This is a genomic window from Flavobacterium sp., assembly GCF_044373165.1.
Lineage (GTDB): Bacteria > Bacteroidota > Bacteroidia > Flavobacteriales > Flavobacteriaceae > Flavobacterium.
In genome coordinates this window covers 1-12112 of record NZ_JBILQL010000074.1, presented here as the reverse complement: position 1 = coordinate 12112, position 12112 = coordinate 1, and the positions used below count along the sequence as shown (strand labels likewise).

General features: G+C 38.5%; 14 protein-coding genes and 1 pseudogene. 13 read left to right on the top strand and 2 right to left on the bottom strand.

What is annotated here, in order from left to right:
- From ACIQ32_RS09540 to ACIQ32_RS09510, 7 genes and pseudogenes are all read left to right on the top strand, one after another.
- Positions 1-398 (top strand): annotated as a pseudogene (locus ACIQ32_RS09540) (bifunctional histidinol-phosphatase/imidazoleglycerol-phosphate dehydratase); the annotation flags it as partial.
- Positions 395-973: an imidazole glycerol phosphate synthase subunit HisH gene (hisH, locus tag ACIQ32_RS09535; protein WP_396195459.1), complete on the top strand. Its 579-nt coding sequence runs from the start codon at positions 395-397 to the stop codon at positions 971-973. The pseudogene ACIQ32_RS09540 and the gene hisH, both read left to right, overlap by 4 nt.
- A gap of 51 nt (positions 974-1024) precedes the next feature.
- Complete coding sequence (gene hisA / locus ACIQ32_RS09530) at positions 1025-1738, top strand: 1-(5-phosphoribosyl)-5-[(5-phosphoribosylamino)methylideneamino]imidazole-4-carboxamide isomerase (RefSeq protein ID WP_396195458.1); 714 nt, start codon at positions 1025-1027, stop codon at positions 1736-1738.
- Positions 1732-2484 (top strand): imidazole glycerol phosphate synthase subunit HisF, encoded by a 753-nt coding sequence (gene hisF / locus ACIQ32_RS09525; RefSeq protein WP_396195457.1) that lies wholly within the window; start codon positions 1732-1734, stop codon positions 2482-2484. Before hisA ends, hisF begins: the two co-directional genes overlap by 7 nt.
- Positions 2481-3074, top strand: a complete 594-nt coding sequence (gene hisIE, locus ACIQ32_RS09520; RefSeq protein WP_396195456.1) for a bifunctional phosphoribosyl-AMP cyclohydrolase/phosphoribosyl-ATP diphosphatase HisIE — start codon at positions 2481-2483, stop codon at positions 3072-3074. The genes hisF and hisIE overlap by 4 nt, the downstream gene beginning before the upstream one ends.
- A gap of 133 nt (positions 3075-3207) precedes the next feature.
- Positions 3208-3618, top strand: a complete 411-nt coding sequence (locus tag ACIQ32_RS09515) for a BrxA/BrxB family bacilliredoxin (RefSeq protein WP_396195455.1) — start codon at positions 3208-3210, stop codon at positions 3616-3618.
- Positions 3619-3723: 105 nt separating this feature from the next.
- A complete protein-coding gene (locus ACIQ32_RS09510) occupies positions 3724-4110 on the top strand; it encodes a hypothetical protein (RefSeq protein ID WP_396195454.1) in 387 nt (128 codons plus the stop codon).
- Between the two features lie 56 nt (positions 4111-4166).
- Here the strand turns inward: ACIQ32_RS09510 and ACIQ32_RS09505 are convergent, their stop codons facing one another.
- Positions 4167-5300 (bottom strand): aspartyl protease family protein, encoded by a 1134-nt coding sequence (locus ACIQ32_RS09505; RefSeq protein WP_396195453.1) that lies wholly within the window; start codon positions 5298-5300, stop codon positions 4167-4169.
- A gap of 154 nt (positions 5301-5454) precedes the next feature.
- Here ACIQ32_RS09505 and ACIQ32_RS09500 point away from each other — a divergent pair, with 154 nt between their 5' ends.
- The 3 genes from ACIQ32_RS09500 to ACIQ32_RS09490 are packed head-to-tail and all read left to right on the top strand — an operon-like array spanning position 5455 to position 8284.
- The gene (locus tag ACIQ32_RS09500) at positions 5455-6813 is read left to right on the top strand and encodes a rhodanese-related sulfurtransferase (protein WP_396195452.1); all 1359 of its coding nucleotides are present in this window, start codon (positions 5455-5457) and stop codon (positions 6811-6813) included.
- Positions 6813-8054 carry a peptidase U32 family protein gene (locus tag ACIQ32_RS09495; protein WP_396195451.1) on the top strand — a complete coding sequence of 414 codons (1242 nt, stop codon included), beginning with the start codon at positions 6813-6815 and terminating at the stop codon, positions 8052-8054. Before ACIQ32_RS09500 ends, ACIQ32_RS09495 begins: the two co-directional genes overlap by 1 nt.
- Entirely contained in the window at positions 8054-8284 is a 231-nt protein-coding gene (locus ACIQ32_RS09490; RefSeq protein ID WP_290876264.1) for a ferredoxin, read from the top strand. Before ACIQ32_RS09495 ends, ACIQ32_RS09490 begins: the two co-directional genes overlap by 1 nt.
- Before the next feature lie 31 nt (positions 8285-8315).
- Here ACIQ32_RS09490 and ACIQ32_RS09485 read toward each other — a convergent pair whose 3' ends face one another.
- On the bottom strand, positions 8316-8729 hold the full coding sequence (locus ACIQ32_RS09485; protein ID WP_396195450.1) for a lipocalin family protein: 414 nt from the start codon (positions 8727-8729) through the stop codon (positions 8316-8318).
- A 182-nt stretch (positions 8730-8911) separates the two neighbouring features.
- On the opposite strand from ACIQ32_RS09485, the gene ACIQ32_RS09480 reads away from it, so the two are divergent.
- The 3 genes from ACIQ32_RS09480 to ACIQ32_RS09470 all read left to right on the top strand — a co-directional run.
- Positions 8912-10105, top strand: a complete 1194-nt coding sequence (locus ACIQ32_RS09480) for a stage 0 sporulation family protein (protein WP_396195449.1) — start codon at positions 8912-8914, stop codon at positions 10103-10105.
- Complete coding sequence (locus ACIQ32_RS09475; protein WP_396195448.1) at positions 10089-10574, top strand: gliding motility lipoprotein GldH; 486 nt, start codon at positions 10089-10091, stop codon at positions 10572-10574. Before ACIQ32_RS09480 ends, ACIQ32_RS09475 begins: the two co-directional genes overlap by 17 nt.
- A gap of 4 nt (positions 10575-10578) precedes the next feature.
- Positions 10579-12112, top strand: a 1534-nt coding sequence (locus tag ACIQ32_RS09470; protein WP_396195447.1) for a transglycosylase domain-containing protein, incomplete at its 3' end; no start/stop codon positions are given.

The window sequence follows — 12112 nt, the reverse complement described above, 5'->3', positions numbered from 1 at the left end:
ATGTCGACGAACACCACACGATTGAAGATGTCGGGATTGCTTTGGGTGACGTTTTTGCACAAGCTTTAGGTTCCAAAAAAGGTATCAATCGTTATGGGTTTTTGTTACCCATGGACGATTGTTTAGCACAAGTCGCTTTAGATTTTGGCGGTCGTTCTTGGTTGGTTTGGGATGCGAAATTTACCAGGGAAAAAATTGGCGAAATGCCTACCGAAATGTTCTCTCACTTTTTTAAATCGTTTTGCGATGGCGCCAAATGCAATTTGAACATCAAAGCAGAAGGCGAAAACGAACACCACAAAATAGAATCGGTTTTCAAAGCTTTTGCGAAAGCGATAAAAATGGCAGTTCAAAAAGACGGAACAAACAACATCCCAAGCACCAAAGGAATCTTATGATAGCAATAGTAAAATACAACGCGGGCAATATCACTTCTGTCAAAAATGCTCTTGAAAGATTGGGGTATTCGTGTGTTGTTACAGATGACAAAAACCTTTTGCAACAAGCCGAAAAAGTGATTTTTCCCGGTGTTGGCGAAGCGAGTTCGGCTATGAACTATTTAAAAGAAAAAGGATTAGACGAAGTCATTAAAAACCTCAAACAACCGGTCTTGGGCATTTGTCTCGGACAACAATTATTGTGTACGTTTTCGGAAGAAGGCAACACAGAATGTCTGGGGATTTTTGACGTAAAAGTAAAGAAATTCGAACCGAGGTTAAAAGTACCTCACATGGGTTGGAATACTTTGGAAGTACAAAATTCTGAACTCTACAACGGTATTTTAAGTGAAGAAAATTTCTATTTCGTTCACAGTTATTATGCGGAAGTCTGCACAGACACTTCAGCCGTTTGCGATTATATATTGCCTTTCAGCGCTTCGATGCAAAAGGATAATTTTTATGCGACGCAATTTCATCCCGAAAAATCATCACGTGTTGGCGAACAACTTTTACTAAATTTTTTAAAACTATAAAACACGGCTAATCTGTGAAAATCAGTGCAATCCGTGGCAAAAAATAAAAAAATGAGAATCATCCCGGCCATAGACATCCTCAACGGCAAATGCGTGCGTTTGACCAAAGGCGATTACAATACGCAAAAAATCTACAATGAAAATCCACTCGAAGTTGCTAAATACTTCGAAGACAACGGCATTCAATATTTGCATTTAGTGGATTTAGATGGTGCGAAATCCAATCAGATTGTCAACCATAAAATCTTGTACCAAATCGCAACCAAAACCAACTTAAAAATTGATTTCGGTGGCGGATTAAAGTCGCGTAAAGATTTGGAAATTGCTTTTGAAAACGGCGCTAGCCAAGTCACCGGCGGCAGCATTGCGGCTAAAAATCCAACTGAGTTTTTAAGTTGGTTGAACGAATACGGCAGCGAAAAAATCATCTTAGGTGCCGATTGTATAAACCGTAAAATTGCAACGCATGGTTGGCTCGAAACCTCTGAATTGGATGTTGTCGAATACATTACAAACTATGTTTCCAAAGGTATTTCGACTGTCATTTGTACCGATATTGCCAAAGACGGTATGTTGCAAGGAACCTCAAACGAATTGTACGCTGCCATTTTAGAAAGCACTAAAGTGAATCTAATTGCCAGCGGCGGCGTGACTACGGTGGCCGATTTGGAACAACTGAAAACCCTTGGTTGCGAAGGTGTCATCATTGGAAAAGCCATATACGAAGGCACTATTACAATCGAAAACTTACGCGAATTATGTTAAAGAAAAGAATTATTCCGTGTTTGGATATCAAAGACGGACGCGTTGTGAAAGGCGTTCAGTTTTTAGACTTGAAAGATGCCGGCAATCCGGTGGCATTAGCTTCTTATTATTCCGAAAACGGTGCAGATGAATTGGTGTTTTTAGACATCAGCGCCACTTTAGAAAAGCGAAAAACCTTGGTTAAATTAGTCTCTCGATTGTCGAAAGAAATCAACATTCCGTTTACCGTAGGCGGCGGCATTCAATCGGTGGAAGACGCTAAATTGTTATTGCAATCCGGCGCGGATAAAGTCAGCATCAACTCAGCTGCCGTTTTGAACCCGAAATTAATCACTCAAATAGCTGAGGAATTTGGAAGTCAGAGTTTGGTCGTTGCCATCGACATCAAAAAAATCGAAACCGATTGGTACGTTTTTGTCAAAGGCGGAACGGAATCGACAGGAATTAAAGCGATTGATTGGGCCAAAAAAGTAGAAGCACTCGGCGCCGGCGAATTATTAGTAACCTCCATGAACAACGATGGTTCCAAAAACGGCTTTGCTTTGGAAATCACCAATGCCATCAGTGAAGCAGTTTCTATTCCGGTGATTGCTTCCGGTGGCGCAGGAAACGCTGAACATTTTGTGGAATTATTCACCAAAACCGAAGTCAGCGCCGGATTAGCTGCGAGTATTTTCCACTTTAATGAAGTGCCAATTTCAACTTTAAAAAATATTTTAAAAACCCAAAACATACCCATAAGATGATTTTAGATTTCTCCAAAAATAACGGATTGATTCCAACCATTATTCAAGACAGCCAAACGCAACAAGTGTTGATGTTAGGTTATATGAACGAAGAAGCTTTGGAAAAAACCCAACAAGAAAATATCGTAACCTTCTTTAGCCGAAGCAAAAATAGGTTGTGGACCAAAGGCGAAACTTCGGGTAACTTTTTAAAAGTCGTTTCCATCAAAGAAGATTGCGACCAAGATGCGTTGCTGATAAAAGTAATTCCAAACGGACCAACCTGCCACAACGGAACGACTTCTTGTTTTGCCAATGAACCTCAAATTTCTTTTCTAAATGAGTTGGAAAAAGTCATTGAAGAACGCATGTCAAACCCAAGTTCAGAATCGTATGTCGCCTCACTTTTCCAAAAAGGCATCAACAAAATAGCGCAAAAAGTAGGCGAAGAAGCGGTGGAATTGGTTATAGAATCCAAGGACAACAACCCGGATTTGTTTCTGAATGAAGCCGCCGATTTGCTGTTTCACTACCTGCTCTTGCTTAAAGCTAAAGGCTATGGATTGGCCGATGTAGAAACCATTTTAAAAAGCCGAATGAAAAACGGATAAGTGGCTATTGGAGGTTATAAACGAATAAGAAATCTTTATCATTTCTTTAAAAATTACCTTTAGATTTCTCATTATCTTTGCAACAGATTTTTGTATCTAATATTTAATTTCTAATAGTTAAAATCAAAAAATTATGTATCCAGAAGAAATGGTATTGCCAATGCGCGCTGAACTTTCAGAAGCTGGCTTTCAAGAATTATATACAGCAGCCGACGTAAAAAATGCTATCAAAGCAGAAGGAACAACTTTAGTAGTGGTCAATTCGGTTTGTGGTTGTGCCGCCAGAAATGCTCGCCCGGGCGCGAAAATGAGTTTGGATGGTGCCAAAAAACCAGACCATTTAATCACTGTTTTTGCCGGTGTTGACAAAGAAGCAGTTGATGCCGCCAGAGCAGAAATGTTTCCGTTTCCACCTTCTTCGCCAAGTATGGCTTTGTTCAAAAACGGTGAATTGGTTCACATGTTAGAGCGCCATCACATCGAAGGTCGTCCGGCCGAAATGATAGCCGAGAACCTAAAAGATGCTTACGCAGAATTTTGCTAAAAAATCAAATCCTTTCCCATTGAAAGGATTTTTTAATTTATGAAGCAACCTTTTATTCATTTTAATATCTACTGGTTAAATGATGTTTAAACTAATTTTATTTTGATGAAAAATATTTTGATGTTTTGTTTGTTTGCTGTCTCATTTTTATCTGTGCAATGTACCAATTCCGATAACAATCAGGAAAACAATACCATTACACAAGAAATGCTTGACGCCAAAAAAGCTGAAGTAATGACTTTAATTAATAATGCTTCCTGCACAGGCGCTTGTAATTATATTGCGTTTGGCAGTAAACCTTGTGGTGGTCCAAAAGAATATTTGCTTTTTTCAAGCGCTGTAAACCTTACTCAATTAGAGGATTTGGTAGCAGAGTATAACGAAATGGAACATCAATTTAATATTCAAACAAATGCAATTTCTGACTGTGCTGTAGTTTTACCTCCAAATACTGTAGCATGTGTTGACGGTTCTTGCAGGATTATAAATTAAAAGGGAGAATTGCTATGAAGAAAAAGCCCAAACTATCTAAAATGGTTTGGGTTTTTTTATAACATTACTTTGGTGACCATCACTTTTTCTCCATTTGACTTAATGACTTCTAACTGCTCTTTTTTTACACTAAACATAAAGTCTAAATAATCACAAAAATCTTTAAAATCTGATGCTTTTTTCCCATCAATTGATTGAATTACTTCTCCTATTTCAAGATTTATTTCTTTAACATCCAGTTTTGACGCCACCACTAATTTTTCATTTTCTAACAAAATAGAGGCTGATCGAGAAACATATTTTGGGGCTGTATCACTTGTAATAGACTTGAAGAGAATGCTATATTTTTTTTCAAAGGGATTAATAACTAACATTTCACAGGTTTTCATAAAAAAATCGAGGCCGAGCTTGGTATCTGTATCTTCTATATTGACAATAAAGTGGTTTAATGTTCTGCTTTTTTCGCTAAAAAAGATGGTCTTAGTTTTAAGGTAAACGCTTTCATTTTGTTTCGTACTTACCATGCCCATGCTTGTTCCTAATCCATATATCATTTGGTCTGGATTGGTGGTGTTGATCAAATGTCTCGCTTCTTTGTGATGCCTATTGATCTCAAAAAAACCATTATATCCAAAATCAATTAGAACATTTTTAATCTTTTTATTGTTCACATAAATATCGGCATAATGCACATTTTGCTTGATGTTGAACGAAATATTTTCGGCATTGGCTGGCACATTAAACGCCCTATTACTCACATAGACTTTCTTGTTATTAAAATCAAACTTCCAATGCAATTTATTGATTATATCAGCACCTAACAGAAAATAGTTTTTGCATTTCAAAAATGGCATATCGTAAACCAAAGCCGGGTGCTTATGAAATTTAAATGAACCTATAGCAATAGAGTCTAAAACAACGGTAGATGCAAGACTTATTTGATTGTTACTGTCTTGAACATTGATTGTGTTAGTTTTATTTTCCGGGATTTCTTTAGCTAAAAAAGCACTTGTTACTACACTAAGTCCGGCTCCGGTATCGAACACAAATTTGGCAGGGACAGCATTTATTTTACCTTCTAAAACAAGTAAAGACCTATTTATATCAAAAGAAAGCGTGTCAATTTTCTGCTCCTGAGCACAAACAAAAAGAGAATTAAAAAGTAGTATGAATCGGAAAAAAGGTGTCATTTAATTGTTTTTTCTAAAATTATCCTTTTTTTATCTCTTTTCCAAAATGGGTTTAACATTTATTTTTAAAGCACGCAATTAAAAAATAATCCTAAATTTGTACCGAATTCTTCCATTTAGAGTTCTAACATATTCTCACTTAAACGTTTATAGCATGCAACTGTATAACACCTTAAGCGCAGAAGAAAGAGCCGAGCTGATAGACCAAGCCGGTCAACAACGCCTAACGTTGTCTTTCTATACCTACGCTAAAATTGAAGATCCTAAAAAATTTAGAGACGAATTGTTTATTGCCTGGAATGCACTCGATGCGTTGGGCCGAATTTACGTAGCGCACGAAGGCATCAACGCCCAAATGAGTGTGCCGGCCGAAAACTTTGAAGCCTTCCGCGATACCTTAGAAGCCTACGATTTTATGCAAGGCATCCGCCTGAATGTAGCCGTAGAACACGACGACCATTCGTTTTTAAAACTAACGATAAAAGTCCGTCACAAAATTGTAGCCGACGGTTTAAACGATGATACTTTTGATGTGACCAACAAAGGCGTGCACTTAGGCGCAGCGGAATTCAACCAAATTTTAGCCGACCCAAATACCATTGTAGTCGATTTTAGAAATCACTACGAAAGTGAAGTCGGTCATTTTAAAAACGCCATTACACCCGATGTCGAAACCTTTCGCGAAAGTTTACCGATTATCAATGAGCAACTAAAAGATTTCAAAGAAGATAAAAACCTAGTGATGTATTGCACCGGAGGCATTCGCTGCGAAAAAGCTTCAGCTTACTTCAAACACCAAGGGTTTAAAAAGGTGTTCCAATTGGAAGGCGGTATCATCAACTACGCGCGTCAAATTAAAGAGCAAAATCTAGAAAGCAAATTCATCGGTAAAAACTTTGTTTTCGATAACAGACTAGGCGAAAGAATCACAGACGATATCGTTTCACAATGTCACCAATGCGGCAAACCCTGCGACAATCACACCAATTGCGCCAACGATGGTTGTCATTTGTTATTCATCCAATGCGACGATTGCAAAGCGTTGATGGAAAATTGTTGTTCAACCGAATGTTTAGAAACCACTCACTTACCGCTAGCCGAACAAGTAAAATTGCGTCGCGGCAAACAAGTGGGCAACAAAATCTTCCGCAAAGGTCGTTCGGAGAATCTGCGTTTCAAACATTCAGGTGATCTTCCGAATATCCCTTTAGCTAAAGCGCAAGAAACCAAAGACATTCGCCAAAAAATAAAAGTCAAAAAAGTATTGGTTGCCAAAGCCGAGCATTATTATACCAAAGCCGGTGTAGGCTTGTTCTTGATGGAAAACCAAGAATTAAACCTGGGCGACAAAATCCTAATTAGCGGACCAACCACCGGAAATCAAGAATTGGTTTTGGAAAAAATGATGGTCAACGGCCAAGAAAAAACTACGGCAAAATCCGGAGATAAAGTTACTTTCCAAGTGCCGTTTCGCATTCGTTTATCCGATAAATTATTTAAAATTTTAAGCTAATGACTTCTTCAGGAAGAATTGAATTGATGGCTCCGGCCGGCAACTTCGAATCACTGCAAGCAGCTTTAGACAATGGTTGTGATTCGATTTATTTTGGTGTTGAACAATTAAACATGCGGGCACGTGCCACCGTAAATTTCGTTTTAGAGGATTTACCGGAAATTGCGCGTCGATGTAATGAGAAAAACGTCAGAACTTATTTGACCTTAAACACGATTATTTACGATCACGATTTATCCATCGTAAAAACTCTTTTAACCAAAGCCAAAGAAACTGGAATTACAGCGGTTATCGCATCCGACCAAGCGGTAATTATGACCGCCAGAACGATGGGTATAGAAGTGCATATTTCAACCCAATTAAATGTAACCAATATAGAAACGGTGAAGTTCTACGCGATGTTTGCCGACACTATTGTTTTGTCGCGCGAGTTGAGTTTGCGTCAAGTGAAAAAAATCACGGATGACATCGAAAAAGAACAAATCAAAGGCCCAAGCGGTAACTTAGTGGAAATAGAAATTTTTGGTCATGGTGCCTTGTGCATGGCGGTTTCAGGCAAATGTTACTTGAGTTTGCATTCGCATAATTCTTCCGCCAATCGCGGCGCTTGCAAGCAAAACTGTCGCAAAAAATATACCGTAATCGACCAAGAAAGTGGTTTCGAAATCGAAATTGATAACGAATACATGATGTCTCCCAAAGATTTATGCACGATTGATTTCTTAGATCAAGTCATCGATTCCGGCATCAAAGTATTGAAAATTGAAGGTCGAGGTCGCGCCGCTGATTATGTTGCCACTGTAATTAAAACCTACCGTGAAGCCATTGATGCCTATTATGATGGGACTTTTACCAAAGAAAAAGTAGCTGTCTGGATGGAAACCCTTGCGACCGTTTACAATCGAGGCTTTTGGAGTGGTTATTATTTAGGTCAGAAATTAGGCGAATGGAGTGACAATCCGGGTTCAAGTGCGACGCAGAAAAAAGTATACATTGGCAAAGGCATGCATTACTTCCCGAAATCGAGTGTGGCCGAATTCAAAATTGAAGCCTACGACCTCAAAAAAGGCGATACAATTTTGATTACCGGACCAAGTACTGGTGCACAGGAAATGTTGGTAGAAGATATGATGGTCAACGATTTACCATTGGAAAAAGCGACGAAAGGCGACAGCTGTACTTTGAAAGTGCCGTTTCGCATTCGTTTATCAGACAAAATGTATAAAATTGTAGCCAACTAATGGTCATCGTTACCTTGCAAAGAGACAAATGCATCGGCTGCAACTACTGTGTGGAAATGGCACCAGGACAATTTCAAATGTCGAAAAAAGACGGGAAATCAGTGTTGCTAAAATCAGTAAATGCCAAAGGATTTCACACTTTAAAATCGGCCGACCATACTATAGTTGAAAACTGTGAATTGGCACAAAAAGCTTGTCCTGTGCATATCATAGCGGTAAAAACAACATAAAAAAAACCGAGTAAAACTCGGTTTTGTATTTTTAGCTTCTAGTTAAAACTATTACAACTGTTTCATCATCACCGTCATCATCAAAATCAGAAATCGTTTTAACTTTTAAAGTTGTTGATGAAAGCTCCGTTATTGGAATAATATCAGTTACGCCATCAGATGTAATGGAAAGATTGTTGCCTGATTTAGTATAGGTAAAAGGGGCTACATCCAACTCACAATTCCAAACATCTACATTGGCTCCTGAGCCATCTGCATTGAATTGAATATAATCTTTACCACATTCTTCATGATCATCATAAGGAATAGTTTGCCCTTGTACTTTGTACTCTTTAAAATACCATTTGCCTAAGATATCTCCGGAAGTAGTTGGGCTGTCATCAGAAGAACAAGAAATTGCCATACCTGACAAAATCGCCAAACAAAAGATGCTTAATTTTTTCATTGGATTAAATTTTAATTTATTAGAACGACGAAAATAGAAAAATTATCTTATAAAAAAACAAAATCAAATAATAACCGAAAGAATTTTAAAAACTTTAAAAAATACTATCTTTACACTTTTAACGTTTATGATTAGTAGTCTTGTTTTAATAACGAGATGATCAACATACCTATATACAAATTATGGCTTGTACAAGTTGTTCAACATCTGATGGCGGTGCGCCTAAAGGATGCAAAAATAATGGGACTTGCGGCACCGATAGCTGCAACAAATTAACCGTTTTCGATTGGCTATCTAACATGAGTTTGCCCAATGGAGAAGCACCTTTCGATTGTGTGGAAGTGCGATTTAAAAACGGGAGAAAAGAATTTTTTCGCAATACCGATAAACTAACCTTAAGCATTGGTGATGTCGTTGCTACGGAAGCTTCACCGGGGCACGATGTGGGTATTGTTACCCTAACTGGTGAATTGGTAAAAATTCAAATGAAGAAAAAAGGGGTCAATCACACCAGTGCTGAAATTCCGAAAATATACCGAAAAGCATCACAAAAAGACATAGATATCTGGAGTGATTCGCGCGACAAAGAAGAGCCTATGAAAGTGAGAGCCCGCGAATTAGCCATTGCTCACAAATTAGAAATGAAAATTTCTGACATTGAATTCCAAGGCGATGGCTCAAAGGTTACTTTCTATTACACCGCCAATGATCGTGTCGATTTCAGAATGTTAATTAAAGATTATGCTCGGGAATTTAGTACCCGAATAGAAATGAAACAAGTGGGTTTCCGTCAAGAAGCTTCTCGTTTAGGCGGAATTGGTTCTTGCGGAAGAGAATTGTGTTGCTCGACTTGGTTAACCGATTTCCGAAGCGTGAATACTTCGGCAGCACGTTACCAACAATTGTCCTTGAACCCGCAAAAATTAGCCGGACAATGCGGCAAATTAAAATGTTGTCTGAACTATGAGTTAGACACTTATATGGACGCCTTAAAAGATTTTCCGGATTTTGAAACCAAATTAAAAACTGAAAAAGGCGACGCAGTTTGTCAAAAACAAGATATTTTCAAAGGCTTGATGTGGTTTGCTTATTATGACAATTTTGCCAATTGGCATGTGTTAAATATCGAACAAGTCAAAGAAATTATTGCCCAAAATAAACAAGGCAAAAAAGTAAGTTCTTTAGAAGATTTTGCCGTTGAAATAGTAACCGAACCGGAAAAAGATTTCAACAACGCCATGGGCCAAGAAAGCTTAACCCGTTTTGACCAACCGCGAAACAAGAAGAAAAACAACCGAAACAAAAAAAGAAAACCTGCGCTGAATGCAGACAAAAAACAACCTTCACCGGAAAGAAAAAATGGGCCTAAAAAATAAAATTCTACTGCTGTTTGTCGCAGTAACTTTGTTTTCCTGTGACCAAAAAAGAGTTTTTGATGACTACCAATCGGTTGGTAAATCATGGCACAAAGACAGCATCGTTTCTTTTGATTTGCCACAATTGGACCCAAAAAAAACATACAACTTATACGTCAACGTTAGGGATAACGATGATTATCCGTTCAACAATTTGTTTTTGATAGTGTCTTTAGAACAGCCCAACAAACAAGTAAAAGTGGATACTTTAGAATACCAAATGACCAATCCCGATGGCACGCTTCTTGGAGATGGCTTCACGGATATCAAAGAAAACAAATTGTTCTATAAAGACAAAGTGAGTTTTACCCAAAAAGGATTGTACAAAGTTCACATCAAACACGCATTAAGACAAACCGGTAAAATTGAGGGCGTTACTTCATTAAACGGTATCTCAGATGTTGGTTTCAGAATCGAATCTACAGAATAAAAATATGGCACAAACAACTAAGAACTCCACAGTTAAAGACCTTAAATACTACCAAAAGAAATTTTGGCGATTATTCTTCTATGGTTTAGGAACCATGGTGTTGTTTTTCTTCTTGGCTTCTTGGGGATTTTTCGGCGCTATGCCTTCTTTTGAAGATTTGGAAAACCCCGAATCCAATTTGGCTACCGAAATCATTTCTTCCGATGGCATAACCATTGGTAAGTTCTACAACGAAAACCGAACGCCGATTAAATACGAAGACTTACCACCTCATCTGGTAAAAGCCTTAGTCGCTACCGAAGACGAGCGTTTCTACGAACATTCCGGCATTGATGCCAAAAGAACTTTCGGAGCCGCTTTACAATTAGGACGAAGCGGTGGCGCAAGTACCCTAACGCAACAGTTGGCCAAATTGCTTTTCCATGGCGAAGGATCAAAATTCTTCCTCTTCCGCGTCATTCAAAAAGCCAAAGAATGGATTATCGCAGTTAAATTAGAACGACAATACACCAAAAACGAAATCATCGCCATGTATTTAAACAAAGCCGATTTCGTAAATACTGCTGTTGGTATTCGTTCTGCTTCTAAAGTGTATTTCGGCAAAGAGCCTCGTGATTTAACCATAGACGAAGCCGCTATGTTCGTGGGAATGCTCAAAAATCCTTCGCTTTACAATCCTTTACGTCGTTTAGAAAAGGTTAAAAACCGAAGAAATACGGTATTAGACCAAATGGTTCGCAATAAAGTGTTAACCAAAGAATCAAAAGACACCTTAGCCATAAAACCAATTGTTTTAAACTTCCACCCTGAAAGCCATAAAGAAGGTACCGCTACTTATTTCCGGGAATACCTTCGCGATTATATGAAAAATTGGGCTAAAGAAAACAAACGTCCCGATGGCAGCGATTGGGATATTTATTCCGATGGTTTGAAAATTTACACTACCATCGATTCTAAAATTCAAGAACACGCCGAAGAAGCGGTTCAAGCCCATATGAAAAACCTACAAGAAGAGTTTTTCGCACAACAAAAAGACAACAAAAACGCTCCTTTTGTCAATATTACCGACGATGAAACCAATCGCATCATGACGCAAGCCATGAAAAACTCAGAACGTTGGCGCGTGATGAAAGAGATGGATAAAACCGAAGAAGAAATCATCGCTTCCTTCGATGTGAAAACCAAAATGAAAATCTTCTCTTGGAAAGGAGAAATCGACACCACCATGACACCACGCGATTCTATCCGTTATTACAAGCACTTCTTGCAAGCCGGATTGATGTCGATGGAACCGCAAACCGGTCACATCAAAGCTTGGGTGGGCGGTATCGATTACAAATACTTCCAATACGATCACGTTGGGCAAGGTGCGCGCCAAGTAGGTTCGACTTTCAAACCTTTTGTATACGCCACAGCCATCGAACAATTAGGTATGTCGCCTTGCGATTCAATCATCGACAGTCCGTTTATGATTCACAAAGGCCGACACAATGTTACCGAAGATTGGGAACCTAAAAACTCCGACCACCAATACCGTG